The organism is Labedella phragmitis, from assembly GCF_004078635.1.
In the GTDB taxonomy this organism is placed as follows: Bacteria; Actinomycetota; Actinomycetes; order Actinomycetales; family Microbacteriaceae; genus Labedella; species Labedella phragmitis.
The window spans coordinates 34199-60867 of record NZ_RZNB01000009.1; the positions used below are offsets into that span (position 1 = coordinate 34199).

Below are 26669 nucleotides of genomic sequence, written 5' to 3' on the forward strand. Positions count from 1 at the left end.
CTCCGACGGAGGCGCCGGGCGCCCCGCCACGAACCGTCCCTCAGACGGCTTGATCAGGTCCGAGCGTCGATGACATCAGGTAGTGCTCGATCTGCCGGAACTGCGGGTGATCCGGCGCGATCTTGACGTTGCCACCGTCGACCGGGAACAGCAGGAGGTACCCGCCGGTCTTGTCGTTACGACGGTAGTTGACCACGTGACGCAGATCCCAGTGGCTGCCGGTGAGGCTCTCGATGAACATGCGACCATTTCATCGCATGCGGCGATCGCGCGACAGGAGATTCTCGGAGTCGCCGGGCACGCCAGAGCGGCTCACCGCTTGCGGCGACCACTGACGAAACGCGTCGCCGCGACGAGGACCGCGCCCGCTCCGACGACCCACAGGACGATCGCCACGATGACCGCCCAGCGGACCTCCCCGAACTGCCCGAGCAGATTGAATCCCGTTCCCGCGACGTAGAGCAGCGCTCCGACGAAGAAGAGCCTGCGAGTGCGTCGATCCACCGTCACTCCACACCCGGCCACTGGACGTGCCGGCGCACCTCGGCTTCCGTCATCGGTCGCAGCGTCGCCCACGCTGCCGCGATCTCGTCGGCGTTCGCCGGTCGGGAACCGCCGACGTTCGCGACGTCGGGGTCGAAAGCGGGACGGACGGCGATGAGGTCGCCGTCCTCCATCCGGGCGAGGCCCGTGCCGTCGACCATCCGCCACACGTCGCCCTCCTTGACGCACCAGGACGCGTAGTCGGCGAGAGTGTCGGTCTGCTCGAGGGGCAGGGTCTCGCGGATCAGGTACCAGCAGGGGGTGATGTCGGGGTTGCTCGTCGTCGCCGCCTCACGGACGATGTCGAGCACCCCGCCGTCCTCGGTGATCATGAGCGTGTGGGCGAACTCGCCCGTGGCCGGGTGACCGGCGAGCGTCGCACCGGGGAGGTCCGCGACCATCGGATAGGTCCCGTTCTCGATGAAGTACTCGAAGTTCACCTGGGCCTGCAGGGCGTCCGGGGAGGGCTCGGGCTCGGCGTTTTCGGGCGCGAGGAGCACGGCACCCGCGACGATGAGCGCCACGAGACTGAGCGCCCCCACGATCCGCAGCCAGAGCGGCTCGAGGAACAGCCCGAGCACGAGGGCGCTCAGCACGGCGACGATGAGGTGCACGAGCTCGAAGCCAACCCAGATCATGGGGATGCTGCCGAAACCGACAAGGCCGACGGCCGTCGCGACGAAGGCGAGCAGGGTCACGGCGATGGCGGCTCCGATGCGACGCCGGCCCGTCAACGCGGAGAGGACGATCGCCACCGTGGCACATGCCACCGCGACCGCGACCGCGAGCACCGCGAGACCCACCATCCCCCCGAACATCAGGACGACGGCCGCCTGTCCCCCGATCGTCAGCGCGACCCACAAGAGGAGGGCCGTCGCCGCGATGGCCGCGATGAGACGACCCGGCGTCGGTTCCCCGCGCCTGTCGTCGACGAGGGGGTCGCCGACGAGGGGGAACGGCATCGGGTCGACACCGCGGTCAGCGCGCATGATCAGCGCCCCACCGCGTGACGAGCCGCACGTCGAGGCGCTCGGCCCGATCACGGTCGCGTCGGTGTCGATCTGGATACCCGGGCGCTCGGCGCCGTCGACCGCGACGTTCGCGGGCAGAGCGTGAGCCGCGGTCACTCCCGCGTCGAGGGAGGGGATGCCGGAGTCGTCACGTCGCTGGCGCTCGTCGGCTGTGTTGAGGAGCACGTGCTCCATGTGCGCGGCGAGGCGCTCGGCCGTCGTCGCAGCCCACGGGTCCACTCGCGTCGTCGTCCGCACCGCTTCCCAGACCATCGGGAACCGCATCGACTGCAGCCCGCGCACGAACCATTCGGGCTGCCCGTCCCGTTCGGCCTTCTCGAGCCACCCGTCGATGTCGCGGACGGTCGGCACGAGATTCCGCGGATCCGTCGGGTCGCCCGGCTCGGCGAGGAAGGAGTACGAGACGGACACCTCGCTGAGCTCCTCGCCGGTCGCGACGGTCGACAGCACGTCGAGCTCCCTCACGTGAGGCTGCGGGACGAGCCCGAACACGGGCCGCCCGAATCGAGCGGCGACCTCCTCGGGGCTGGCCGGAGCGGGCAGATCGCGCGCGCTCGCGCCGGGGACCTCGTGCATGTCCCCATTGTGGGCGGCGGGACGGCAGCACGCTAGACCGCGTCCGGGTGGTGGCTGGTCCTCGAGCACGCCGGTCGCCGAGCCTGTCGATGCGTTCTCCGTCGCTGAGCTTGTCGAAGCGTTCTCGGAGTGGGGCCCTTCGACGACCTCAGAGACCGAAGGGATTCCCCCCGAGCTGCACCACGAGATACGGGGCCGTGCGGCTCGCTGTCGACGCCGCGACCTCCGCGGGGGTTCCTGCGGCGACAACCCGACCGCCCTCGTCGCCGCCCGCCGGACCCATGTCGATGACGTGATCGGCCGCCGCGACGACGCTCATCGCGTGCTCCACGAGGACGACCGTGTTCCCCGCGTCGACGAGGCGCGACAACTGCTCGACGAGGAGTTCGACGTCCGCGGGGTGGAGTCCCGAGGTCGGTTCGTCGAGCAGGTAGAGCGTGTGACCCGTGCGTGCACGCTGCAGTTCCGTCGCGAGCTTGATGCGCTGCGCTTCGCCGCCGGAGAGCTGCGGTGCCGGCTGGCCGAGCCGCAGGTAGCCGAGGCCGACCTGCCGGAGCGTCTCGAGTCCGCGGGAGGCTGCGGGCACGTCGGCGAGGAACTCCGCGGCCTCGTCGACGGTCATCGCGAGCACCTCCGCGATCGTCGCCCCTCGCCAGAGCACCTCCAGCGTCTCGGGGTTGTAGCGGGAGCCGTGGCACTCGGGGCACGGCGCCCAGCTGCCCGGGAGGAAGAGCAGTTCGACCGAGACGGAGCCCTCGCCCTGGCACACCTCGCAGCGGCCGCCGGCCACGTTGAACGAGAACCGCCCGGCGGACCAACCGCGAGCGCGCGCCTCGTCGGTCGCGGCGAACGTCGCGCGCACGGCGTCGAAGAGTCCCGTGTACGTTGCGAGGTTCGAGCGCGGGGTCCGGCCGATCGCCTTCTGGTCCACCTGGACCACGCGGCTGACGAGCGAGTGCTCCGTCGCGCGCTCGGCGAGCACGCGACCGACGAGCGTCGACTTGCCGGAGCCCGAGACCCCCGTGACCGCCGTGAGGACCCCGAGCGGCACGTCGACGTCGAGCGCGCGGAGATTGTGGAGCGTCACGTCGCGCAGCTCGAGCCGGTCGACCGGAACACGGGGCGTCGACGGCGGGCCGCTCGGCTCGGCGGGCCGGAGGAAGCGCCGCGTGATGGACGCGTCGACCTCGGCGAGCCCGTCGACGGGTCCGCTGTAGAGGACGTCGCCGCCGTTCGCACCGGCACCAGGCCCGACGTCGACGATCCAGTCCGCGTGGCGGACGATGTCCATGTTGTGCTCGACGACGAAGACGCTGTTGCCGCTCGCGCGCAGTCCCTCGAGCACCTCGATGAGCGGTTCGGCGTCGGCGGGGTGGAGTCCGGCGCTCGGCTCGTCGAGCACGTAGACGACGCCGAAGAGGCCGGAACGGAGCTGCGTCGCGATGCGCAACCGCTGCATCTCACCCGGCGAGAGCGTGGGGGTCGCGCGGTCGAGGCTCAAGTAGCCGAGGCCGAGACCGGTGAGCACCTCGACCCGCGAGAGCAGATCGCGCGAGATCGTGACGGCGACCTCCGTCCCCTCCCCCGACGACGCCTTCGAGGTGGCAGTGGCGGCGTGCTCGACGGACGCGATGGGCCGCAGCACGTCCGCGAGGTCGGTGAGCGGCAGCCGGTTGAGTTCGGCGATCGTGCGCCCGGAGACGGTCACGGCGAGCGCCGCGCGCGTCAGCCCGCTCCCCCCGCACAGCGAGCACGGCCCGGACTCGACGAACTGCAGCACCTTCGTGCGCTGCGACTCGCTCTGCGAGTCCGCGAGCGTGTGCATCACGAACTGGCGGGCGCTCCAGAACCGGCCCTTGTAGGGCTTCGCGACGCGGTCGCGTTGCGGGTGCACCTCGACGACGGGCTGCTCCTCGGTGAAGAGGAGCCAGTCGCGGTCCTCGCGCGACAGCTCGCGCCACGGCCGATCGATGTCGTACCCGAGCACGGCGGTCACGTCGCGGAGGTTCTTCCCTTGCCACGCTCCCGGCCACGCGGTGATGGCGCCGTCGCGGATGCTGAGCGAGTCGTCGCGCACCGCGGACGCCTCCGTGACCTCGTGCGCGATCCCGAGCCCGTGGCACCGCGGGCACGCGCCGACCGCGGTGTTGGGCGAGAACGAGTCGGACTCGAGCCGCTCGGCACCCTCCGGGTACCGGCCGGCGCGCGAGTAGAGCATGCGCACCGAGTTCGACAGCGTCGTGAGCGTGCCGACGGTGGAGCGCGAACTCGGCGCCCCGCGCCGCTGCTGCAGCGCGACGGCCGGCGGGAGCCCCGTGATGGAGTCGACGTGCGGGGTGTTCCCCTGCGCGATCAGCCGCCGGGCATAGGGAGCGACGGACTCGAGGAACCGCCGCTGCGCCTCCGCGAAGATCGTCCCGAACGCGAGCGACGTCTTCCCCGACCCCGACACCCCGGTGAACGCGACGATGCTGTCGCGCGGCACGTCGACGTCCACGTCGCGCAGGTTGTTCTCCCGCGCACCCCGCACGCGGATGAACCCGTCGCGGGTCGCGCCGTCGGCGCCTGCCGCTTCGAGGGCGAAGGAGGGCACGGGTGTTCCGGCGGAGGACATCCGCTCGAGCCTAGTCCGGATTAGATGACAGCAAAGATGTCGCAGTCCGGCGCGTCCGCAAACAGCGCATAGCTGACCTTTGCGCTTCGCTTAACGCGATTAAGGCTTAGAAATGTGCGGGTGCCTGACCGGTCTTACAAATCTTCCTTTGCTTGTCCATTCTGATCGCTCACGTCGATTAGCTGGTGAGCGCGCCGCACACGCTTCTCCTCGTCATCCAACAGATCGATCTCGTCACTATCGGCGGCCCCGAGGAAGGCCCGGATGGCTTGCCCGTGTAACCGCGTGAATCTTGGGGGCACAGCTTCCCCGATCATCTCGCGTACACGGGTGTGACCCCATCGTTCAAGTGCGTCCCCCCAGCGGAAATCAGCGGGAAGCGTTTGCAGATATGCGCATTCATAGGGGCTGAGCAGGCGGTTTTCCCAAGGGTGAATAGTCTTATCGCTGCCAACGCGACCACTCGCAGTAGTGATGGTCGCTGCCGGCATGTCAGCTCGCATGCGGCTGTAGCTACTGTTACGGAAACCTTTGATGAGACGCCAGCCGTTTCCGTCTCGGACAACCGGCCGGAGCAAAGGAGTATCACAACGAGCGCACAGCGCTGCGTCCCGGTCGTGGGAGGTAGCCCCGCACCGAGGACAAACATCATTCTCCCAAGCCCCTTTGCCCGAATTGGGCGCAATGGCCTCAACCATCATGTATCGCTGCTCCGTCCATACTGGGACAAAGTGCATGGGATTGCCCGGGTCCGATGCTGCACCAGGGTCGCGAGCGTCAAGTACTGAAGCACCGAGCTGCCCAAGTGCCTCGGTGATTGACACCCGAGGACGAGCGCCGCCATGGGTTGGCGCGGGGAACGGCGTAGAACCCGGGCGCTCTGCTTTCTCATTTCGACGTATCAAAGTGAGGAAGGCACGCTTCCGGGTTTGAGGGACTCCCCAATCAGCGAGATCAGCGACCATCGCAAAAACCTTGTACTCGTCTCGCAGCGCCTCAATGAGTAGGCGAGCAGCGCTAATCGGTGTTCCATCGAGGGGATTAGGGACTTGACGCGTCAGGAAAGCGGGCACATTTTCGACAACGATAGCGCGCGGTCGAAGCTCCCGTGCAACCGATTCGATCACTGTCACAAGCAGGTTTCGCGGATCCCTGCCGCCCGCCTCGAGGTCTTTATGGCTACCAAGACCGCTTCGAGCGCTGCTCATGCCCTGACATGGCGGACACGCGGCCAATAAATCCGGCCGTTCTGAACCCTCAAGCGATCTCCAGGCGGCGACGGCGTCCGGCCAGGTCTTCCGCAAGTCGCCAGGGATTCCGGTGGCTGCAGGATGGTTCGCAAGCGCAACGGCCAACCGATCAGGGTCCAGCTCAGCCATCACCCGGAAATCAAAACCGGCCTGGGAGTATCCAATGTCGCCAGCACCGCAGTTGGAAAACAAACTGATGGCCTTCACAGCTCTCCTCGACGCGTTCTCGAAACCTTACAAATCGGTTGGGAGCGACCATCCCTCGAGGCCGTCACCGCGATCCGCAACTGTTCTGATGATGAGGCTGTCGGTCTTGAGGCATGGTTTCAGATTATCCCGAGCCTCCGACGGAGACGGCTCATGCGGGTCGACCGTCGAGCAACTCTCAAACCACAGCCTCTCGGAAGACGAGACGCAAATCGGCACCAGTTCCGCTCGAGATCATCACAAACCGCGCCCACCCACGGCTTGGACGAACCGGGACGCAGCTAGAAAGCGGCGTCATGATGAGGAGATTTGCGAGTTCTCAGTGTTCACCACTTTTCTCGCCTCGTCATGGGCATCCAAGAACTGTTCGTGCGCGACTACGGCAGCCCCCAAGAAGTCGCTCCACGTTCGTCGTACAACCTGACCACTGGTAGCAGCGGAGCCGAAGGCTCGACGCTTAGTCGTGTCACGAATATTGATCCCGTCGGCGATCAGATCGATCACCCATCCGTCGGGAAAGTTAGCGCCTAGAGCTTTATGCTCCTCGAAGAACTGCTCGAAGGCCTCCAAGTAGTTCTCGAGACGACCGTAGTCGGCATCACCAAAGTCATGCCCGGGCTTCTTCAGCTCCACAACGTGAAGCTGTCGACCGAGGTGAACGAGAGTGAAGTCGGGCCGCTTGCGCTCATAGCTGATGGCGATGTCGATCTCCTCGCCGTAGTGCTGCTTCCAGAATGCGGCGAACCTGTCACGGAAAGTCTTCAATGCCTGGTTCTCGCTTATTACCGACCAGTCGGGCCGGATCAACCACGGAGCACCCGAGATCAGCTGTTGCAAGTCGGCCTCCACGACATCGTCCTTCGCGAGCACCTGCTTCAACTCTTCAACGGCATCAACGCGCTCGGAAGCGATTTGCGCGTAGCTTGCTAACTCGGCGGTCCTCGTGTGAGTGAAGAGCGGGATCAGTTGCTCTACGGTCTTATCCTCGAGTCTTGCAATCGCTTGGAACGAGCGAATAAGGGCCTGGTGAGGCCCGACCAAGAGGACGATGTCAGTGAGGTCGTCGATGTAATCCTGATCTTCCAGTTCGTCCTCGTGAGCAAGGCCTCCCAACTTAGAGCCGAACTCCAAGACCGCAGAAATTACGGCGGGGTTCTCGCCGTATCTCTCCCGGGCTCGCTTCTCCAAGGCTGAGTTGCGCAGGAAGATCTTGGTCTTACCTTCCCGCCTCGGGCCCGCCGACGCCTTCGCGATTTCTTTAACTAAGGCGGCACCCCAAGCCCGAAGCGCCTCACCGTACTCGGAATCCCATAGGATCCCCTGTCGGTCCGTCCGGACAAGGTCCTCGGTATCGTCTTCGTCCAACCACTCCGCGTGTATCTCGCCCACGAGATAGGACCGCATTGTGAACTCACCTGTGAAGCCCGCGGGCTGCTCGAAATCCCGTGTCGTCGCTACGATCTTCCCCCGGGCGTAGATTCGAACTCCCGCCTCTTCTTCGTCGCGAATCGCTTGCTTCCCGAAGGCCAACCAACCCGTAACAGGCAACGCCATGTCGTCGTACGGGACTGGGCGGTTGGCCACGTCAATCCTGGTGCCCTCGTTTACCTCGACCTGAAACTTCGCAATGTCAAACTCGGCGTCGCTGCCCGCATCGTCGCCCGCCCGCAAGTCCACGACGTGGATCGTGAAGTCGGTTCGGGCAAGCGCGAACCGACGCGAGACCTGGCGTCCAAAAATCTCGCGGTTCGGAACCCGCTTCGGGAGGAAATCACTTAGGACCACGGTGGTACCGCTTTTCGCGTCCCAGGTTTGATCATCCGAACCAGCAGAAACCGGCACGTCACCATCCTCGTCCCGAACGATGGTGTCGAAGTCAAGAATGAAGTGACTGACTCTGTATCCGTTATCCGTCAGGGGTCCGCCAGCCGAGCGCACTTCAATGCGCTTACAGATACCAAAGGGCGCGAGCTTGCCGATCCCCTTCCGCCCCATGACTGGTCGTTGCTTCTTCCGAGATCGACTGCCGGCGACCGCCCGTGTGCGGCGATCCGACCCCACGGACAGAAAGTAGCGCTGAGCTTCGGACGGATCCATCCCATGACCGTCATCACTCACCGTGAGCGTCCATCCCCCGTCGATGACCTCGCCGCCCTCATCCTTTGTGGCCAAGGCGGTCCCGAGAGGGAGCGTTACCGTCACCTTCTCTGCATCAGCGTCGTAGGAGTTCGCGATCAGTTCGGCAACGACTGCGCTCGCCCGGTCGTAGAGCTTTACGCCGAGCTTGTCGATCGTCAGCCGCGATAAGCGCATCCGATACGGCGCCCGGACAAGATCGTCGTCGACTGGGGCTTCGTTGAGCTCGATCACAAGCGCATCCTATGGCATCTGCGGGAATCGCAAGAGCTGCCGAAACGCTCAAACAAGCACGATCAGCATGCGGGCGTACGGCAGGTATCTCGCCTTGTCCGGCGAACCACTTGCCAACCCCATTACATCGATGTAATGCTTATCCCGTTCGTAGGTAGACGTAGTCACAAGGGAGTGACATGACACCATCAACCCCCATTTCGCGACGGCAGATGCTCGCGGGAACGGCGGCGGCCCTCGCGGGAACGGCCTTCCTCGCTGGATGTGCCCCGACCGGGCCGGGCTCCCCGGGAGCGCAGACCCTGCAGTTCTGGCATCTGCTTTCGGGCGGTGACGGCGTGACGATGTCGGGTCTCCTCGACACCGCCAACGCGGCGCAGAGCGCGTATCGCGTGCGACCGACCGTCCTCTCGTGGGGCACGCCGTACTACACGAAGCTCGCGATGGCGGCGGCGGGCGGCCGTGCGCCGGACGTCGCGATCATGCACGCGACGCGCGTCGCCGGCTACGCACCGGGCGGTCTCCTCGACCCCTGGGACGTCGACAAGCTCGCGTCGCTCGGCGTCGACGAGTCGACGTTCCCCGCTCCCATCTGGGAGAAGGGACACGCGGGCGGCGACCTCTACAGCGTCGCGCTCGACGCCCACCCCTTCGTCCTGATGTACAACACGGACATCTGCGACGCCGCGGGTGTGCTCGACAGCGACGGGAATCTCACCCCGGCGACGAGCCCCGAGGAGTTCCTCGAGCTCTCCCGGGCGGTCGCGGCCGAGTCGACCGGCCACGGCCTGTCCTTCGGCTACCTCGGCGACGGCGCCCAGATGTGGCGCCTCTTCTACACGCTCTACACGCAGCACGGCCTCACGATGGAGACGCCGGAGGGCGGCAAGAGCGAACTCGACGACGACGCGGCCATCGAGTCGCTCACCTACATGCAGACGCTCCTCGACGGGGAGATCGCCGCGGCGCAAGCCGACTACGGCACAGCCGTCGCCGAGTTCGCCACCGGGAACAGCGGCATGCTCTTCACGGGCGTGTGGGAGCTCCGCACGATGCAGGCCGCCGAGCTGCCCTTCAACGCGAGCCGCATCCCCACCCTCTACGGGACCGACGCGGTCTACGCGGACTCGCACTCCTTCGTCCTCCCCCACCAGACGAGCCCGGACGAGGGGAAGCGCGAACTCACCTACCAGTTCGTCGCCGACCTGCTGAAGGGCTCGTTCGACTGGGCGGAGGCGGGCCATATTCCGGCCTACCTGCCCGTCACGGAGTCGCCGGACTACGCGGACCTCGTGCCGCAGGCCAACTATGCCGACGCCGCCCAGTACGTGCAGTACGACCCGCCGGCGTGGTTCACGGGCTCCGGCTCGAACTTCCAGAGCGAATTCGGCGCCGCCGTGCAGGGAGTGCCCCTCAACGGAAACGACCCCGCCGCCGCGATCACCGACTTCCGACGCCGCGTCGACGGTCTGCTCGCCAAACCCAACCCGGCAGACCCCGAAGGGACGTTCGGATCGTGACCACCGCACCGCAGACCGCTCGCGCCACCGGCAAGGGTCCCACCACGGGAGCCAGCACGCGCGCCATCGTCACCGGCACGTCCGGCCCCGGCCGCCACGAAGCGAAGGGCCGCCGCGAACAGCTCGTGAGCTGGGCGTTCCTCGCCCCGTTCATGATCGCGTTCGTCCTGTTCCTCGTCTGGCCGATCATCCACGGCATCTACTTGAGCTTCACCGACCAGTCCCTCACAGGCACGGGCGGCGGCCTCGTCGGATTCGCGAACTACGCCGAGGCCCTCGCAGACCCCACCATGTGGCGGTCGATGGGCAACACGCTCTGGTTCACGGTGCTCTCCACGATCCCCCTCGTGCTCATCGCGCTCGTCATGGCGGTGCTCGTCGACCGAGGCATCCCCGGCCAGTGGCTGTGGCGGCTGTCGTTCTTCATGCCGTTCCTGCTGGCCTCGACCGTCATCTCGCAGATCTGGGTGTGGATCTTCAACCCGCAGATCGGAGCCGCGAACAACGTCCTCGAGGCGTTCGGGATGGAGCCGATCGCGTGGCTGCAGAACGCCGACACCAACATGTACGCGATCGTCATCGCGACCGTGTGGTGGACGGTGGGCTTCAACTTCCTGCTCTACCTCGCGGCCCTCCAGAACATCCCAGCCCAGCAGTACGAGGCCGCGTCGCTCGACGGCGCCGGCCCGTGGCGACAGCTCTGGTCGATCACGATCCCGCAGCTCGGCCCGGCGACGGTCCTCATCGTGATGCTGCAGGTGCTCGCCTCGCTCAAGCTCTTCGACCAGGCGTACCAGATGCTCGGCGGCGTCTCGAGCGACACCACCCGCTCCATCGTCCAGTACATGTACGAGGCCGGATTCGTCGGATACCGCTTCGGATTCTCCGCAGCGATCTCCTACATCTTCTTCGCCCTCATCGTCGTCATCGGCGTCGCGCAAGCGCTCGTCGTCTCCCGGAGGAGGAACCTGCGATGACCGTCACCGCAACCCGGAGCATCGCCGTTCCGGCCGCCAAGGAGAAGGCGCACCCGCACAAGCCCGGCGACCGTCCCTTCGGTCCCTTGCGCATCGCCGCCTTCGCGGTGCTGCTGCTGCTCGCGATCGGCTGGCTGCTGCCCTTCCTCTGGGCCGTCGCCACGGCGTTCAAGACGGAGACCGACGCCGCCTCCGGAGACCCCGGCTGGATCGGAGCGAGCGGGCCGACGACCGACGCGTTCACCGCGATCATGTCGCAAGGCAACGTGTGGTTGTGGGCGGGCAACAGCCTCCTGACCTCCGCGGTCATCACGGCGATCACCCTCGCGATCTCGGCCCTCGCGGCCTACGCGTTCTCGCGGCTAGACTTCGCCGGGCGCAAGTGGCTGTTCGCCGTGGTCATCGCGGGGATCGTCGTTCCGCCGCAGGCCATCATCATCCCGCTCTTCTACCAGATGCTCGCGTTCAACATGGTCGACACCTACTGGGGCTTGATCCTGCCGCAAGTGGTCGTGCCCGCCATGGTGTTCATCCTCAAGCAGTTCTTCGACGGCGTGCCGATCGAACTCGAGGACGCCGCTCGCGTCGACGGCGCCGGGCGCTTCCGGATCTTCTGGTCGATCGTCCTGCCCCTGTCGCGCCCGATCCTCGCGGCCGTCGCGATCTTCGTGTTCATCGGCGCGTGGAACAACTTCCTGTGGCCGTTCCTCGTCATCAACGACACGACGCTCATGACGCTGCCCGTCGGACTGCAGACGGTCATCAGCGCCTACGGCGTCCAGTACGCGCAAGTGATGGCACAAGCGGTGCTCGCCGCACTGCCGCTCATCGCCGTGTTCCTGGTCTTCCAGAAGCAGATCGTGAAGGGCGTCGCCACCACGGGCTTCGGCGGCACGTAAGCCCGCCGTTCCCTCGTCATCCGTCCGCCGCCGGTCGGCGCGGAGCCTCCTCCGCCGCCGACCGGTGTGCGACGGCGTGCGCCGCGCCGCGCCCGCTCGTCACGACCACCACCGCCAGCACCCCCACCACCCCCACCCCCACCCCCACCACGTTCAGCACCGCCAGCACACAGATCCAGTACCGAGGAGAGCAATGTCCACCGCACGCATCACCATCGACCGCGACTTCACGATCGCCGAGGTCCCGCGCCGACTCTTCGGCTCCTTCGTCGAGCACATGGGCCGCTGCGTCTACACGGGTATCTTCGAGCCCGGTCACCCGCAGGCCGACTCCCGCGGCTTCCGGCGCGACGTGCTCGAGCTCGTGCGCGAGCTCGGCCCCACCGTCGTACGCTACCCGGGCGGCAACTTCGTGTCCGGCTACCTGTGGGAGGACGGCGTCGGACCCGTCGAGAAGCGCCCGCGCCGCCTCGACGGCGCCTGGCACACGGTCGAGACCAACGCGTTCGGCCTGCACGAGTTCGTCGACTGGGCGCGTGAGGCCGACGTCGAGATCATGGAGGCCGTCAACCTCGGCACGCGGGGCGTCGAGGAAGCGCGCGCCCTCGTGGAGTACGCGAACCACCCGGGCGGCACCTACTGGTCGGACCTCCGCCGGAAGAACGGCGCGGAGGACCCGTTCGACATCAAGCTGTGGTGCCTCGGCAACGAGCTCGACGGGCCGTGGCAGATCGGCGGCAAGACGGCGCAGGAGTACGGCCGACTCGCTCAGGAGACGGCGAAGGCGATGCGGTTCGTCGATCCGTCGATCGAGCTCGTCGCCGTCGGGTCCTCGAACCGGCAGATGCCGACGTTCGGAACGTGGGAGCACACGGTGCTGTCCCACGCGTACGACGAGGTCGACTACGTGTCGATGCACGCCTACTACCAGGAGCACGACGGCGACGCCGCGTCATTCCTCGCCGAGGCCGTCGACATGGACGCGTTCATCGACGGCGTCATCGCGACGATCGACGCGGTGAAGGCGGCGGGCAAGCACACGAAGCAAGTGAACATCTCGTTCGACGAGTGGAACGTCTGGTACCAGTCGGGACTCGACACGGAGGACCAGCCGCACGTCATCACGGCGGCGGGTCAGTGGCGCGAGCACCCGCGGCTCATCGAGGACACCTACAACGTCACGGACGCCGTCGTCGTCGGCACGTTCCTCAACAGCCTGCTCCGCCACGGCGACCGCGTGAAGATCGCGAACCAGGCGCAGCTCGTCAACGTCATCGCCCCGATCCGCTCGGAGGAGGGCGGCCCCGCGTGGCGGCAGTCGATCTTCTGGCCGTTCGCGCGCGTCGCCCAGCTCGCACGCGGGCGCGTCCTCCGTCTCGCGATCGACTCGTCGCCGGTGTCGACGAAGCGGTACGGCGACGTCGACGCGATCGACGCGGCCGCGACGTGGGACGAGGAGAACGGGACGATCGCGCTCTTCCTCGCGAACCGCTCGCTCGAGGAGGCCGGCGACCTGACCGTCGACCTGCACGGGCTCGGAGCCGCGTCGGTGCGCTCCGCCGAGGTGCTGACGGTGCCCGAGGGCGGCGACCGGAAGGCCGCGAACGTCGTCGACGACCAGGACCGCGTCGGCCTCGTGCCGCTCCGCGACGTCGACATCGTCGAGGGCGCCGTCCGCGCGACCCTGCCGCCGCTCTCGTGGGCGGTCGTCGTCCTCGAGGTCGCCCGCGCCTGAGCCTGTCGACGCTTCGACGGGCTCAGCGACCGGAGCACCCGGCGCCGTCGCGCGCGCCCACGGGGGATGATGCGGACGGGTGACGAACGCCACCCGTCCCGCATCCGTCGGGCAGTGTTGTGATCGTTCCGCTACCCGGCCGTTTCCCGACGGCGAGCGGAGCGGCCACTGCCGGAGGGTGCGTCCTCCCGCAGCACGGCGAGCGCTGGGCTTACCGCGCCGAACCGTGGAGAGGCGAGCCGGTTCCTGAACGACCGGCTCGCCTCCCGATTCGGTCGAAGCGGAGCGCGGGCACTCTCAGCAGCACCGCGACCCCGGCGTCCTGTCCTGCTCCGCGAAGCGCTCCCGCCAGAAGGTCCGCTCGTCCGGGACCGGGTCGCCCGGGTGCTCTCGTCGCTGGTGCTCGACGAACGTCGCATACGCCGTGTCGCCCATCATCGAGGTGACGAACCACCGAACCGCTCGCCACCCGCGGACGACGCCCGCGCTCACGAGTACGCCGAGCGGCGCGGCGTCATCGCGGACCGGCGGACCAGCCGACGCCCGCCCGTCCGGCCCGCGCATGGCTCCCGACGCCGTCGGCATCAGTGGCCCGTCCGCGCGGGTCGCTTGTCCTCGTCCACGTCGGCCCACTGCTTCTCGAGGTCCTTCTCCGCCTTCGTCGCGACGAGACCCGACGGGGCGAAGCGCCGCGACGGGACCGCGGGGTCCTCCGAACTCGGGCCTCCGCCGGTGCGGATCGATTTCACCGTGTGCCAGATCGCGAACCCGATCACGATGATGGCGAGCGTCACGAACACGATCGACAGCACGCCCTGCACGGTCGTGTTGCGCACGACCGCCTCCATCGCCGCTCGGGTCGGCGCCGTGCCGAAGCTCTCCTCACCCGTCTCGAGAGCGTTGCGGAACGCGGCGTTCTGAGCCCAGTATCCGACCGCCGGAACGGGCGAGAAGATCTTGAACATTGACGCCGTGATCGTCACGACGGCCGCGAACGCGAGCGGCACCACCACGATCCACAACCAGCGGAAGTAGCCGCGCTTCGCGACGATCGCCATGCACACGGCGAGCGCGATGGCCGCGAGCAGCTGGTTCGCGATGCCGAAGAGCGGGAACAGGGTGTTGATGCCGCCGAGCGGATCCGTGACTCCCCTGATGAGGATCGCTCCCCACGCCGCGACCATGACGGCCGTGCAGATCCAAGCCCCCAGTCGCCAGTCGGGATCGCGGAACTTCGGGACGATGTTGCCGAACGTGTCCTGCAGCATGAACCGCGCGACGCGGGTTCCCGCGTCGACGGCCGTGAGAATGAAGAGCGCCTCGAACATGATCGCGAAGTGGTACCAGAACGACATGAGCGCGGTTCCGCCGATGAGCTGCTGCATGATGTGCGCGAGGCCGAGGGCGAGCGTCGGGGCGCCTCCCGTCCGGGAGACGATCGACTCCTCGCCGACGTTCGCCGCGGTCTGCGTGAGCACCTCGGGCGCGAGGTCGACGCCCGCGAGCCCGAGCGAGTTCACGAACGCGACGGCCCCCTCGACCGTGCCGCCCGTCGCGGCGGCCGACGAGTTCATCGCGAAGTAGATGCCGCGGTCGATCGAGATCGCGGCGACGAGGGCCATGATCGCGACGAACGACTCCATGAGCATGCCGCCGTAGCCGATGAAGCGGGTCTGCCTCTCCTTCTCGATGAGCTTCGGTGTGGTGCCCGAGGCGATGAGCGCGTGGAAGCCGGAGAGCGCGCCGCACGCGATCGTGACGAAGAGGAAGGGAAAGAGGGATCCGCTCACGACCGGACCGGCATCCCCTCCGGCGAACTCGCTGAACGCCGGAACGGTGATCTCCGGGCGGACGAGCACGATCGCGCCCGCGAGCATGACGATCGTTCCGATCTTCATGAACGTCGACAGGTAGTCGCGGGGCGCGAGCAGCAGCCACACGGGGAGGATCGCGGCGATGAAGCCGTAGACGATGATGCCGACCGCGATGACGGTGCGGTCGAGGGTGAAGGCCGCGGCACCCCACTCGGTCTCGGCGACCCAGCCGCCGGCGACGATCGCGAACATGAGGAGCACGAAACCGATGATCGACACCTCGGTGATCCGCCCGGGCCGGAGGTAGCGGAGGTAGACGCCCATGAAGAGGGCGATCGGGATGGTCATGGAGACGCTGAAGACGCCCCACGGGCTCTCGCCGAGGGCGTTCACGACGACGAGCGCGAGGATCGCGACGATGATGACCATGATCGCGAGCGTCGCGATGATCGCGGCCGTTCCCCCGACGACACCCAGCTCGTCGCGCGCCATCTGGCCGAGCGAGCGGCCGCCGCGCCGCATCGAGAAGAAGAGCACGAGGTAGTCCTGCACGGCACCGGCGAGGATCACGCCGATGATGATCCAGAGCGTTCCGGGGAGGTAGCCCATCTGCGCGGCGAGCACGGGTCCCACGAGGGGACCGGCGCCCGCGATCGCGGCGAAGTGGTGGCCGTACAGGACGCGGCGGTCCGTCGGCACGAAGTCCTTGCCGTTCTGGTTGTACTCGGCGGGCGTCGCACGCCGGTCGTCGGGCCGGAGGATCTTCCGCTCGATGAACTTCGAGTAGAACCGGTAGGCGATCAGGTAGGTGCAGACCGCGGCGAAGACGAACCAGATTGCGTTGACGGTCTCGCCGCGCACGAGCGCGAGCATCGTCCACGCGACGCCGCCGAGAAGCGCGATCAGCACCCACACGATGACCTTCGGCGGCGTCCACGTTGGGGTGTCTTCGGCCTCGTCGAGGGCGGTGGGGGGAAGGTCCGGGTCCTGCACGACCACGGGCTCGGCCTCGCCGCCCGCCGCGGGGGCCTGCACATCTCCCCGCCGGTTCGATCGTGCGGACGGGTCGCTCTGTCGCCTGGCGTCTTTGCCCATGACGAGTCCTCCCTCAAGGATCAAGTCGGTGTCGTGATGCTAACAGCGCCGTACGCCGTCCGCCCACTCCTTGTCCTCCCCTCCCCTCCTCCCTCCCGCCCTCCCCCAGGCCCCCCAAAGCCCTACACCCGTTCGAGGGCGCCACCTACATCTAGCGCCCTCATGACCGACGTGCCGCCCTCGCGGGATCGGGACGGGCAGCGTGTGTCGGTCGAGGCGGACGGGGCGGACGACGCGGTCGAGGCGGACGGGGCGGACGACGCGGTCGACGCGGACGACGCGGTCGAAGCGGACGATGCGGCGAGCGGACGATGCGGCGAGCGGCGAAGCGGCGAGCGGCGAAGCGCCACCTGAGAGCACGCGGGACGAGGGCGCCAGTTCCGACTCGAGGGCGGGAGTACCAACTGGCGCCCTCACGCGGGTGTAACCCTTTGGGCTAGGAGGGGAGGGTGCCCGCGAGGGCGTCGGCGGCGCGGATGAGGGCGAGGTGGGTCAGTGCTTGCGGGGTGTTTCCCGCCTGCCGCTTCGCAGCCGGGTCGTACTCCTCGCTGAGCATGCCGAGATCGTTGGCGACAGCGAGCAGGCGCCCCATGAGTGCCTCGGCATCGGCCGTGCGACCCGTCCGCGCGTACTGCTCGACGAGCCAGAACGAGCACGTCAGGAAGGGGTTCTCCGTTCCGGGGACTCCATCGACGCCCGTCTCGGCGCGATACCGCAGCACGAAGCCGTCGGGCATCAGGTCACGCTCGATGCGCTCGACCGTCGCGAGCATCCGTGGATCGTCGGGAGCGCAGAACCCCACCTGAGGAAGTTGCAGGAGAGCCGCGTCGACCTCGTCGGTCCCGAAGTACTGCGTGAAACCGCCGTGCGCCGTGCTGACGCCGTGTGTATCGATGTCGGCGCGCACCTCGTCGCGGAGCGCCTCCCACCGCGTCGCATCGCCCGGCAATCCGTGCTCGCGAACGCCCCGGACCGCCCGGTCGAAACCCGCCCAGACCATTGCGCGCGAGTGCACGAAGTGCCGCTGTTCGCCCCGGATCTCCCAGATGCCGTTATCCGGGGCGGTGCGGGTGCGTTCGAGCCGATTCAGGAGGGCGCGCTGAAGCGCCCAGGATTCGGGCGGGTCGGCGAGGCCGACGCTGCGCGCGTCGTCGAGGCAGACGAGCGTCTCGCCGAGCACGTCCGCCTGGAACTGCTCGACGGCACCGTTGCCGATACGCACCGGCGACGCCCCTTCGTACCCCGGGAGCCGCGCGACGACTCGCTCCGGAAGCTCACGCTCCCCCGCCAGCCCGTACATGATCTGCACGTCGTCGGGATCGCCGGCGATCGCCCGCAGAAGCCACGACCGCCAGTGTTCGACCTCAGTGCGAAATCCGTGACGCAGCAGCGTCGAGACCGTGAGCGACGCGTCGCGCAGCCACACGAACCGGTAGTCCCAGTTGCGCGAACCGCCGAACGCTTCGGGAAGCGACGTCGTCGCCGCTGCCACGATTCCGCCTGTCCGGTCGTGCGTGAGAGCACGGAGGAGCGTGAGCGACCGTCTCACGTGATCGCCGTGCGGCCCCTCATGCGTGCACGTGCGCTCCCAGTCTGCCCACCGGGCGACGGTGTCGGCGAGCAGCACATCGACGTCGTCGGCGACCGGCACCTCGCGCCACGACGGGAACCACGTCAGCACGATGTCGACCGTCTCACCCGCCGCGACCTCGAAGTCGCCGGCGTGGCGCGTGCCGTCGGCGTGGAGCCTCGGGCCGGTGACGAGGACGCCGTCCGGTCCGCCGATCGCGAGCAGACGGTGTGCGTCCACGATCTGTGGCAACTGCCGCACCCATGGCACGATGTCGGCGAAGTCGGGACGCACGATGAGCTCCTGGCGGAACCGGACGGTGCCGCTCACGCCCACCACACGCCGCACGACCGACGAGGTATCGCCGTCGGTGGGCATGAACTCGATCGTGTCGGCCTCGCCGCTGCCAGTGGTCCAGCGGGTGCGCAGGATGACGGAGCCGTTCTGGTAGGAGCGATCAGCTTGCGCCGGCGCGACCGGTGCGAGGGCCCAGCGCCCGTGCTCGGGACCGCCGAGAAGCGCCGAGAAGACGGCCGAGGAGTCGAACCGGGGCACGCACAACCAGTCGATCGATCCATCGCGGCCGACGAGCGCGGCCCCCCGGCTGTCGCCCAGCAGTGCGTAGTCCTCGATCGGCAACGGCATGTGAACCTCCCCCGTCAGGCTATGCCGCGATCGCGGCGGCGTCCGCCCCTCGACGGCGGGATGTGGAGGGGGCAGATTTCTCATGGCTGTGAGCGCTCGTCCGACCGGAGGGAGGCGGTCCCGGCCGCGACGACCGTGAGCGCGGCGAGCGAGAGCCCGGACAGCAGCGGCCATCCACCGGCTTGGAACGCGAGGCCGAGCAGCCAGCTCCCGATCGCGGATCCCGAGTAGAACGCGATCGTGTAGAGCGCGCTCGCCTGACCGCGCCACTCGCGTTCCGCTCGTGCCCCGACCCACGCCGTGGCCGTGGCGTGGCAGCCGAAGAAGCCCGCCGTCAAGGCGGCGAGTCCGACGAGCAGCACCGGCACCGAGTCGCTCAGCATGAGGAGGACCCCGACGACCATCGCCCCCAGACCGATGAGGACCACCGAGCGGCGGCCGAGTCGCGTGCTCCACCACCCCGCCACGCGAGACGACGCCGTCCCCGCGAGGTAGGTGAGGAAGATGAGCGACGCGAGCGCCGGCGGGATGAGGAACGGCGGCGCTTCGAGCCGGAACCCGAGGTAGTTGTACACGGCCACGAAGACGCCCACGAGGAGCACGGTCACGGCGAACAGCACGCGCAGGGTCGGATCCGCGAGCGCCCGGCCGATCTTCTCGCGCCAACGCAGCCCCACTCCCGCGGGCCGCTGCACGGCCGCGGGAGGCGCGAGCACGACGAAGAGGATCGCGCTCGCGAGACTCACCCCGGAGACGACGAGGAGGGCGCTCCGCCACCCGAGCTCCTCCGAGAGCAGGCCTGCGAGGATGCGACCCGCCGCACCGCCGATCGTCGTGCCCGACACGTAGGCGGCGGCCGCGACCGAGGCCGCCGCCCCGGTGCTGCGGTCGTGGATGTACGCGACGGCGAGCGCCGGGACCGCGCCGAGAGCGGCACCTCCGAGGAAACGGACGAGCATGAGCAGCTCGAACGTGGGAGCGACGGCCGCGACCACCGAGAGCACGGCGGACGCGAGGAGCGCGATCCGCATCGCCCGCAACCGGCCGATGCGCTCGGCGACGGACGCCCACGGCAGTACGGTGAGGGCGAGTCCCCCGGTAGCGACGGAGATCGTGAGGGCAGACTCGGCCGGCGTCACGCCGAGGTCCCGCGCGATGAGGGGCAGGACCCCTTGCACCGCGTAGAGCTCCCCGAACGTCGCGAGTCCCGCGGCGAGCAGGGCGACGAGCATGCGCCGCTGCGAGCCGTCGGCCGCGTCACCGGGGATCGGTGCCGGTCGACTCGCCATACGTCGAGCGTAGGCCCGCCCGTGCGCTCACTCCCGCCGCGCGACCGGCCGCCGGCGAGACCCGGCTCAGCCTCCTCCGCGCCGGGGTTCTGCTGCACGCTGTGAAACTGGGCCGTCGCCGACGTCGTCGCGTCCACACCGAAAACGGTTCCGCTGGTCTCCCCGCGTCACAGGGAGCGAAGGACGCGGTAGCGGTCTGCCAGGGCGCGCTGGGTCACGGCTGCGCTCTCATTCAGCCATTCGTAGGCATGCGGCGTCCCGGGATGAACGTGGAGCTCGAGAGGAACATCGGCGGCCGCCAGCTTCTGCGCGTAGGCGATGCTCTCGTTCCGCATGAGATCGAGATCGCCGACCTCGATGTAGGCGGCCGCCAGGCCACGGGCGTCGATCAGGCGCGCGGGAGAAGTCGTCTCCGAGACCGGGCCGTCGGCGCGGGCGTTCCAGGAGGTCGCGTTCATCGTCGCGGTCCATGCGAGGAAGGGCGCGAGCGCCTCGCTGGCGGTGGCGACCCTGTCGTCGAGCATGGCGTAGATCAGGATCTGCTGGGCGATCGTGATTCCACGATCCCTCGCCATCACGGCAGTCGCCGCCGCGAGTCCGCCGCCGCCGCTGTCACCCATCACAGCGATGCGGGCATGATCCACCCCGAGCCGGTCGGCGTGCTCGATCAGCCACATCACCCCGGCGAAGACGTCCTCGCTGAGCTGTTGGCCTTTTCCCTCGGGGGCCACGCGGTAGCCGACTGACAGGATGGGGACGGATGTCTCGGCGACGTAGACGCGCATCCTGCGGTCGTAGTGCTCGAGGGTGCCGGCCACCTGACCGCCGCCGTGGGCGTAGACGACGGCGGAGCCGGGACGGGCGTCACCGTTGGTGTACCAGCGGGCCTCGAGCGTGACGCCGTCACCGACCGACATGCTGACGTCCTCTCGGTCGACACCGTCCGGGACGGGCGGTGCGAGCTTACCCATCTCCGTGTACTGGTAATTGATGACATCTCTCAGCGCCCGCACGTCGTTCGCGGGGGGCTCTGTCATGTTCATGAACTCCGGAGGGAGCTGCGCTATCGCCTGCGCGAAGTGATCATCGAGACGATAATCGGTCATTGGTGTTCTCCTTAAGACGTGGGACGCGGCCGTGACGCGCCTCGTAGATTGATGTCGACGCAGAGCCCGGGGCATGCCCGGGTCGCGCCTCCCGCCGCATGCGGGACCCCGAGTGTCGGATGGTCCGAAATGCCTCGACATCCCCAGGCAGTGGACTCTTCACTCCATTGGCTGCGGGGCGGGTTCAGGAACGTCGGGCGAGGTTCGCCCGCAGGACCTCCTCGAGGTTGAGCTCGACCTCGCGCGTGTGAGCGCCGGCCGCAAGTGCTGCCTTGGCCAGTTCCCCGGAAGCAGGGGTGAATGTTTCCCCGAGGTAGCGGTCCTCAGCGCGCAGTGCGTCCTCGAGCGGTCCGTCGGCGGCGTCGATCGCCGCAGTGGCCGCGACGCGGACGCCTGCGGGCAGAGCGGCGATGGTCACTGCGACCCAGTCGACGTAGGCGTCCAGTTCCGCCGCGGGCAGGGCTCGGTTCACCCATCCCCAACGCTCGGCGGTCGCCGCGTCGATGAGACCGCCGGTGAGCACGATCTCGAGGGCGCGAGCGCGACCCACGAGCCGGGGCAGGTGAGCGGTTGCGCCAGCGCCGGGAACGATGCCCGTCAGTGTCTCGAACTGGCCGAATGCGGCGGTTTCGAGCGCTGCGAAGCGGAGGTCGAGGCTGGAGATCATCTCGGGGCCGCCGCCACGGGCAAGTCCTGCGACCTTCGCGATGGTGGTCTGGGGCAGACGCCGCCAGCGTTCGTGGAGCCGCATCATCGGGCCGGTTCCGACGAGCGTCTCCTCTGCGATCGGCAGTGCGGCGTACGTCTCGGGGTTTTCGACGAACGTCAGGTCGCCGTGTGCGATGAAGAACTCCGGATTGGCGCTCTGGACGACGATGACGTGCAGGTCGGGATCGTTCTCGGCCGATGCGGCAACGGCGTCCAGGTCGAGGAGGAGCTGGGCCGTCATCAGGTTGACGGGCGGGACATCGATCGAGACCCACAGCACGCCGTTCTGGCGCTCGAGGTGGAGGGTGGGCAGGGACTGCTCGGACATGGGTTTCCTTTGCTTGATGCGGTATCTCTGGTATACCTGGTGCATGACAGGTACTTCAACGAAACCTGGTACCCCTGAAGACCAGGCCGTCCCGGGCACGATCGTCGGTCCGCAGCGCGAGCTCCTGGATCAACTTCTCGACAAGTGGGGCCAGCTGCTGCTGACGTCGCTGTGCCAGCGGCCGCGACGCTTCAACGAGCTCAAGAGAGAACTCGACGGGATCACCCAGAAATCACTCACGCAAGCTCTACGCCGGCTGGAACGCAACGGCCTCGTCGAACGTCACGTGCTGGAGCAGCGTCCCATTGCAGTGGAGTACCGCATCACGCCGCTCGGCCGCACCCTCGATAAGCCCTTCTTGACCCTCCTTGCGTGGACGGCCGACCACCTCGCCGAAGTGCAACGACACAGGGACGCATACGACGACGGCTCAGACAACCTGTAGCTGCCGATTCGGTTCGTCGTTGGACCGCGTGTTCCACGAGTTGCAGTGACCCCGTGGCCACCTCGACCACCCCGACGTCGGCACGCTCGACGTCGGTTCTCCACCCTCCGGTCGACACGAGGGGCAGAGGGATCGTCCGGTCCGCGCTAGCGTGGAGGGGTGACGGAGCACATACGTACTGGAGTCATCGGCTACGGACTGTCGGGGCGGGTGTTCCACGCGCCCCTGCTGGCTGCCGACGGGGACTACCGGCTCGACGTGATCGTGACGGGAGACCCCTCCAGAGCGGACGACGCGCGCGGCGCGCACCCCGGCGCCGAGGTCGTCCCGAACCCCGACGAGTTCTTCGAGCGCGCGGGCGACCTCGACCTCGTCGTGATCGCGACCTCCAACGCCTCGCACGCCCCGCTCGCGCACCGGGCCATGGAGCTCGGTCTCGCCGTCGTGGTGGACAAGCCGTTCGCCGTCGGCACGGCGGAGGGCGCGGAACTCCTCCGCGAGGCGCAGGAGCGCGGAAACGTCCTCACGGTCTTCCAGAACCGGCGCTGGGACGGCGACTTCCTCACCGTCCGAGCCCTCGCCGCTCGCGGCGAACTGGGCGAGGTGTTCTCGTTCGAGTCCCGCATGGAGCGGTGGCGGCCGACTCTCCGTGCCGGGTGGAAGTCGGAGGCCCGCGTCGAGCAGGGCGGCGGCGTGCTCTACGACCTCGGTCCGCACCTCATCGACCAGGCTATGCAGCTCTTCGGTCCCGTCTCCGCGGTACACGCGGAGATCGACACGCGCGGCGCCGGTCGTTCGGCCGACGACGACGTCCTCCTCTCGATGACCCACGAGTCGGGGGTGCGATCGCGACTGTCGATGAGCACGGTCAGCGCGCTTCCCACCGACCGCTTCCGCGTGCGCGGCACGAGCGCCGCGTTCGTGATCGGCGGGCTCGATCCGCAGGAGCAGCAGCTCGGCGACGGTGTTCCGCCGACCGACCCCGGCTTCGGCCGCACGCCGGAGAGCGCGTGGGGGCTCATCGGCGCGGGCGACGAGCAGCACCCCGTCGAGACGCTCCCGGGGGACTACCCCGCGTTCTACCGCGGGCTCGCCGAGGCGATCCGCGGCGAGGGTCCGCTCCCCGTCGACCCCGCCGACAGCCTCGAGGTCCTCGCGATCATCGAGGAGGCCCACGCCTCCGCCGAGCATTCGCGCTGACCCGTGAGCACGACGCCCGGCCGGGCATGCGCGTCGACGCGCTCGTGACCCTCACCCTCCGCCTCGACGGACGCCGGATCACCGACATCGCATCGTTCTACGACGAGGTGAACCGCGTGTTCATGACCGGCGAGAGCTGGACGCTCGGCCCGAGCCTCGACGCCCTCGACGACCTCCTCTACGGCGGGTACGGCGCTCTGCTCGGAGCGGACGGCGTTCGTGTGGAGTGGACGGACCACGACGCGTCCCTCCGTGCGCTCGGTCGGGATGCGACCATCGCGTATCACGCCGCCAAACTCGAGAACCCGGTGTACGACGCGGAGCTGGCGGGAACGGCGATCGCCGAGCTCGAGGCGGGCCGCGGCCGTACATACGGGGAGATCGTGCTCGACGTGTTCGCGGGGCACCCGGAGATCGAGCTCATCCTGGTCTGACGCATCCATCAGCTGCGGCGGTGGGGCGCTCCGTTGAGATCGAGGATCGTCCCCGACGCCCACTGCGCGTCGGACGAGGCCAGGTAGAGGATTGCCGCGGCGACCTCCTCGGGCGTCGCGACGCGGCCGAACGGACTCTGCTCCCGTATCGCGTCTCCTGCGGCACCCGCGAGACGCGTCGATTGCCGCTCGGTGGCCACGAACCCCGGGGCCACGGTGCTCACGGCGATGCCGTGCGGGGCGAGGTCGACCGCGAGGGACTGCCCGAGGGCGTGCAGGCCGGCCTTGCTCGCCGCGTACGCCGGATGCTCGGGCTCGCCGACGAAGGCGCCGCGCGACCCCACATTGACGATCGCCCCGCCGGTGCCCTGCTCGACGAGGTGGCGCGTCACGCAGAAGATCAGGTTGGCGGTACCGATGAGATCGACGTCGACCATCGCGCGCCACGCCCCCTGCCAGGCCTCGTAGGAGGCGCCGACGAGCGGATGCCGATTCGTCGCCGACGGACCGACGGCCGCGTTGTTGACGAGCACGTCGAGCCCCCCGAGTCCACGGACGGCGTCGTCGGCGATGCGCCGGGCCTGATCGGCGTCGCTCAGGTCTCCGGCCACGATGACGTGCCCGCTGCCCGCGAGGAGGGCGAGCGTCTCCTCCGCCTCGGCCCGACTGCGCCCATGGTGGATCGCGACGCGGTCGCCCGCGGCGGCGAAGGCGACGGCCGTCGCCCGTCCGATTCCGCGCGAGGCTCCCGTGACGAGGACTCGGCGGCTCGCCCGTGTTCCGGCGGTCGCAGCGGCGCCGTCGCTCACGAGCCGGCCGGCCGTTCGCCGGTGATGCCCGCGAGCGCCTCGATGAGGCGGTCCTGGAAGCCGGTGTCGAGAGCCGACGGGTGCGGTCGCTGCTGTCGCTTGTGGTGCCAGTAGCCGCCCGACACGTCGCGGGGGATCTCACTGCTCGTCGCGAACCACGCTTGCGTGACGTGACCCTGCTCGAGGTCGCCGGTCGCGGACGGACCGCCCATCCTCGTCGGCACCCATCCCGGGTCGACGGAAGCGGTCAGCACTCCCCAGCGCCGGGCGAAGGCTGCGGCGAGGGCTGTCACGTGCAGTTTGCTGTCGGCGTACGCCTGACCCGCGTCCCACCGTCGGGTGTCCCAGTCGAGATCGTCGAGTACGTCCGTTCCCGAGCGATGCAGTCCGCTGCTCAGATAGACGAGACGCTCCGGCCGCTGGATGAGCACCGAGAGGAGGTAGGGCGCGAGGGTGTTGATCGCGAACGTGCGGGCGTGCCCGTCGGCGGTCGAGCCGCGCTCGGGCTCGAGGTAGACGCCGGCGTTGTGGATCACGGCATCCATTCGACCGAGCGCGTTGACCTGGTCGGCGACATAGTGGGTGTCGCCGGCGCGCGACAGGTCGCCCGTGACCACGCCGAGCGCGTGGGAGCGGAGCGACCCGAAGGCCTCCGCCCGCTCCTCTGTACGAGCGTGCACGACGACGTCGTACCCCTCGGCGATGAGGGCCTCGGCGGCGGCGCGACCGAGGCCGTCGACCGATCCGGTGATGAAGATCCGAGCCATGGGGAGCTCCTTCCGATGTCCCCACGCTAATCGACCGGCTCACCCACCTCGGGGCCTCGACACGGCGACTCGTTCCGACCCCCGGCCCGAACCGACGCTCGGTGCGCTGACGGCACCGGCGCGATCACACCGGACGATGGCCCCATCTCTGAGCGCATCGAAGCGACGGTCTCTGAGCGCGCAGTCGGGCGACCCTCAGAAACGGGCACCGATCTGCTCGGCCCGCCCCATACGGTCCCTGAGCCTGACGGACGGCGTCATCCTGAGCCTGACCGTCGTCCACGAAACGGCTGCCCACCGGCTTTTCCACCTCGGCACACGTGTCGAGGGGAATGTCGGTGGTGTGGTGTTCACTGTTCCTATGGGGGAACACGAGACGCAGCTTCGAGTCGCGATCGCGCACGCGGTCGACGAACTCGTCGCGCCCCTCGGCGCTCTCGTCCCCGGCCGTCTTTCCGGTGACGATTACCTCACTCTTCTGAGCGAGGTGGAGTCCCTCGGTCGCGTCGTCGACGCTCTCCGTCATCGGCTCGCGGGCGATGCGAGGTCCCGCGCCGGCGGTCCCGTCGACACGTTCGGCCAGCTCGGTCACGCCACTGCAGAAGAAGGACTCGCCGCACTCACCGGAGTGTCCGTCGTCACCGCGAAGAACCGCATCCGTGTCGGTGAAGCTGTGACCCCGATGTTGTCGCCGACCGGTTCCGTCCTCGCCCCCACCCACCGGCACATCGCCGCAG

23 protein-coding genes are annotated in these 26669 nt (G+C 68.4%); 9 read left to right on the forward strand and 14 right to left on the reverse strand.

Going from position 1 to position 26669, the window contains the following annotated elements; translation table 11 throughout:
* Window positions 1–40: 40 nt before the first annotated feature.
* The 6 genes from ELQ90_RS16075 to ELQ90_RS16100 all read right to left on the reverse strand — a co-directional run bounded on the left by ELQ90_RS16075 (window position 41) and on the right by ELQ90_RS16100 (window position 8591).
* Window positions 41–241, reverse strand: coding sequence for a hypothetical protein (locus ELQ90_RS16075; RefSeq protein ID WP_128496319.1), 201 nt, complete (start codon window positions 239–241; stop codon window positions 41–43).
* 71 nt (window positions 242–312) lie between these two features.
* Entirely contained in the window at window positions 313–504 is a 192-nt protein-coding gene (locus ELQ90_RS16080) for a hypothetical protein (RefSeq protein WP_128496320.1), read from the reverse strand.
* Between the two features lie 2 nt (window positions 505–506).
* Entirely contained in the window at window positions 507–2150 is a 1644-nt protein-coding gene (locus ELQ90_RS16085) for a hypothetical protein (protein WP_128496321.1), read from the reverse strand.
* Between the two features lie 148 nt (window positions 2151–2298).
* A complete protein-coding gene (locus tag ELQ90_RS16090; RefSeq protein WP_128496322.1) occupies window positions 2299–4764 on the reverse strand; it encodes an excinuclease ABC subunit UvrA in 2466 nt (821 codons plus the stop codon).
* 134 nt (window positions 4765–4898) lie between these two features.
* Entirely contained in the window at window positions 4899–6221 is a 1323-nt protein-coding gene (locus ELQ90_RS16095; protein ID WP_128496323.1) for a DNA cytosine methyltransferase, read from the reverse strand.
* 294 nt (window positions 6222–6515) lie between these two features.
* Complete coding sequence (locus ELQ90_RS16100) at window positions 6516–8591, reverse strand: ATP-binding protein (RefSeq protein ID WP_128496324.1); 2076 nt, start codon at window positions 8589–8591, stop codon at window positions 6516–6518.
* 179 nt (window positions 8592–8770) lie between these two features.
* Between ELQ90_RS16100 and ELQ90_RS16105 the strand changes: the two genes are divergently transcribed.
* The 4 genes from ELQ90_RS16105 (at window position 8771) to arfA (ending at window position 13722) form a co-directional block, all read left to right on the forward strand.
* Window positions 8771–10111 (forward strand): extracellular solute-binding protein, encoded by a 1341-nt coding sequence (locus ELQ90_RS16105; protein ID WP_128496325.1) that lies wholly within the window; start codon window positions 8771–8773, stop codon window positions 10109–10111.
* Window positions 10108–11088: a carbohydrate ABC transporter permease gene (locus tag ELQ90_RS16110; RefSeq protein WP_424980843.1), complete on the forward strand. Its 981-nt coding sequence runs from the start codon at window positions 10108–10110 to the stop codon at window positions 11086–11088. Before ELQ90_RS16105 ends, ELQ90_RS16110 begins: the two co-directional genes overlap by 4 nt.
* Window positions 11085–11987, forward strand: a complete 903-nt coding sequence (locus tag ELQ90_RS16115; protein ID WP_128496326.1) for a carbohydrate ABC transporter permease — start codon at window positions 11085–11087, stop codon at window positions 11985–11987. The genes ELQ90_RS16110 and ELQ90_RS16115 overlap by 4 nt, the downstream gene beginning before the upstream one ends.
* Before the next feature lie 193 nt (window positions 11988–12180).
* The gene (gene arfA / locus ELQ90_RS16120) at window positions 12181–13722 is read left to right on the forward strand and encodes an arabinosylfuranosidase ArfA (protein ID WP_128496327.1); all 1542 of its coding nucleotides are present in this window, start codon (window positions 12181–12183) and stop codon (window positions 13720–13722) included.
* A gap of 297 nt (window positions 13723–14019) precedes the next feature.
* Here the strand turns inward: arfA and ELQ90_RS16125 are convergent, their stop codons facing one another.
* Complete coding sequence (locus ELQ90_RS16125) at window positions 14020–14307, reverse strand: YbdD/YjiX family protein (protein WP_341810343.1); 288 nt, start codon at window positions 14305–14307, stop codon at window positions 14020–14022.
* On the reverse strand, window positions 14307–16631 hold the full coding sequence (locus ELQ90_RS16130; protein WP_128496328.1) for a carbon starvation CstA family protein: 2325 nt from the start codon (window positions 16629–16631) through the stop codon (window positions 14307–14309). The genes ELQ90_RS16125 and ELQ90_RS16130 overlap by 1 nt, the downstream gene beginning before the upstream one ends.
* A gap of 162 nt (window positions 16632–16793) precedes the next feature.
* Between ELQ90_RS16130 and ELQ90_RS16725 the strand changes: the two genes are divergently transcribed.
* Window positions 16794–16985, forward strand: a complete 192-nt coding sequence (locus ELQ90_RS16725; protein ID WP_166409134.1) for a hypothetical protein — start codon at window positions 16794–16796, stop codon at window positions 16983–16985.
* An 82-nt stretch (window positions 16986–17067) separates the two neighbouring features.
* Here the strand turns inward: ELQ90_RS16725 and ELQ90_RS16140 are convergent, their stop codons facing one another.
* The 4 genes from ELQ90_RS16140 to ELQ90_RS16155 all read right to left on the reverse strand — a co-directional run bounded on the left by ELQ90_RS16140 (window position 17068) and on the right by ELQ90_RS16155 (window position 22277).
* Entirely contained in the window at window positions 17068–18930 is a 1863-nt protein-coding gene (locus ELQ90_RS16140; RefSeq protein WP_279432145.1) for a glycoside hydrolase family 15 protein, read from the reverse strand.
* On the reverse strand, window positions 18927–20135 hold the full coding sequence (locus ELQ90_RS16145; protein WP_128496331.1) for an MFS transporter: 1209 nt from the start codon (window positions 20133–20135) through the stop codon (window positions 18927–18929). Before ELQ90_RS16145 ends, ELQ90_RS16140 begins: the two co-directional genes overlap by 4 nt.
* Before the next feature lie 167 nt (window positions 20136–20302).
* Window positions 20303–21241 (reverse strand): alpha/beta hydrolase fold domain-containing protein, encoded by a 939-nt coding sequence (locus ELQ90_RS16150; RefSeq protein ID WP_128496332.1) that lies wholly within the window; start codon window positions 21239–21241, stop codon window positions 20303–20305.
* A 184-nt stretch (window positions 21242–21425) separates the two neighbouring features.
* Complete coding sequence (locus tag ELQ90_RS16155; RefSeq protein ID WP_128496333.1) at window positions 21426–22277, reverse strand: enoyl-CoA hydratase/isomerase family protein; 852 nt, start codon at window positions 22275–22277, stop codon at window positions 21426–21428.
* A 43-nt stretch (window positions 22278–22320) separates the two neighbouring features.
* On the opposite strand from ELQ90_RS16155, the gene ELQ90_RS16160 reads away from it, so the two are divergent.
* The 3 genes from ELQ90_RS16160 to ELQ90_RS16170 all read left to right on the forward strand — a co-directional run bounded on the left by ELQ90_RS16160 (window position 22321) and on the right by ELQ90_RS16170 (window position 24356).
* A complete protein-coding gene (locus tag ELQ90_RS16160) occupies window positions 22321–22722 on the forward strand; it encodes a winged helix-turn-helix transcriptional regulator (RefSeq protein WP_128496334.1) in 402 nt (133 codons plus the stop codon).
* 159 nt (window positions 22723–22881) lie between these two features.
* A complete protein-coding gene (locus ELQ90_RS16165) occupies window positions 22882–23922 on the forward strand; it encodes a Gfo/Idh/MocA family protein (RefSeq protein WP_128496335.1) in 1041 nt (346 codons plus the stop codon).
* Between the two features lie 44 nt (window positions 23923–23966).
* On the forward strand, window positions 23967–24356 hold the full coding sequence (locus ELQ90_RS16170; RefSeq protein WP_128496344.1) for a barstar family protein: 390 nt from the start codon (window positions 23967–23969) through the stop codon (window positions 24354–24356).
* A gap of 8 nt (window positions 24357–24364) precedes the next feature.
* Here ELQ90_RS16170 and ELQ90_RS16175 read toward each other — a convergent pair whose 3' ends face one another.
* Together ELQ90_RS16175 and ELQ90_RS16180 are read right to left on the reverse strand one after the other, a co-directional pair.
* The gene (locus tag ELQ90_RS16175; RefSeq protein WP_128496336.1) at window positions 24365–25165 is read right to left on the reverse strand and encodes an SDR family NAD(P)-dependent oxidoreductase; all 801 of its coding nucleotides are present in this window, start codon (window positions 25163–25165) and stop codon (window positions 24365–24367) included.
* Window positions 25162–25932, reverse strand: a complete 771-nt coding sequence (locus ELQ90_RS16180; protein ID WP_128496337.1) for an SDR family NAD(P)-dependent oxidoreductase — start codon at window positions 25930–25932, stop codon at window positions 25162–25164. Before ELQ90_RS16180 ends, ELQ90_RS16175 begins: the two co-directional genes overlap by 4 nt.
* A gap of 361 nt (window positions 25933–26293) precedes the next feature.
* Here ELQ90_RS16180 and ELQ90_RS16185 point away from each other — a divergent pair.
* Window positions 26294–26669: hypothetical protein (locus ELQ90_RS16185; protein ID WP_133425026.1), on the forward strand; the 376-nt coding region annotated here is incomplete at its 3' end.

Coding starts and splice junctions, on each gene's coding strand:
- ELQ90_RS16075 (WP_128496319.1), bottom strand. CDS start 241: ATGTTCATCGAGAGCCTCACCGGCAGCCACTGGGATCTGCGTCACGTG.
- ELQ90_RS16085 (WP_128496321.1), bottom strand. CDS start 2,150: ATGCACGAGGTCCCCGGCGCGAGCGCGCGCGATCTGCCCGCTCCGGCC.
- ELQ90_RS16090 (WP_128496322.1), bottom strand. CDS start 4,764: ATGTCCTCCGCCGGAACACCCGTGCCCTCCTTCGCCCTCGAAGCGGCA.
- ELQ90_RS16105 (WP_128496325.1), top strand. CDS start 8,771: ATGACACCATCAACCCCCATTTCGCGACGGCAGATGCTCGCGGGAACG.
- ELQ90_RS16115 (WP_128496326.1), top strand. CDS start 11,085: ATGACCGTCACCGCAACCCGGAGCATCGCCGTTCCGGCCGCCAAGGAG.
- arfA (WP_128496327.1), top strand. CDS start 12,181: ATGTCCACCGCACGCATCACCATCGACCGCGACTTCACGATCGCCGAG.
- ELQ90_RS16125 (WP_341810343.1), bottom strand. CDS start 14,307: ATGCCGACGGCGTCGGGAGCCATGCGCGGGCCGGACGGGCGGGCGTCG.
- ELQ90_RS16130 (WP_128496328.1), bottom strand. CDS start 16,631: ATGGGCAAAGACGCCAGGCGACAGAGCGACCCGTCCGCACGATCGAAC.
- ELQ90_RS16725 (WP_166409134.1), top strand. CDS start 16,794: ATGACCGACGTGCCGCCCTCGCGGGATCGGGACGGGCAGCGTGTGTCG.
- ELQ90_RS16140 (WP_279432145.1), bottom strand. CDS start 18,930: ATGAGAAATCTGCCCCCTCCACATCCCGCCGTCGAGGGGCGGACGCCG.
- ELQ90_RS16145 (WP_128496331.1), bottom strand. CDS start 20,135: ATGGCGAGTCGACCGGCACCGATCCCCGGTGACGCGGCCGACGGCTCG.
- ELQ90_RS16150 (WP_128496332.1), bottom strand. CDS start 21,241: ATGACCGATTATCGTCTCGATGATCACTTCGCGCAGGCGATAGCGCAG.
- ELQ90_RS16155 (WP_128496333.1), bottom strand. CDS start 22,277: ATGTCCGAGCAGTCCCTGCCCACCCTCCACCTCGAGCGCCAGAACGGC.
- ELQ90_RS16160 (WP_128496334.1), top strand. CDS start 22,321: ATGACAGGTACTTCAACGAAACCTGGTACCCCTGAAGACCAGGCCGTC.
- ELQ90_RS16180 (WP_128496337.1), bottom strand. CDS start 25,932: ATGGCTCGGATCTTCATCACCGGATCGGTCGACGGCCTCGGTCGCGCC.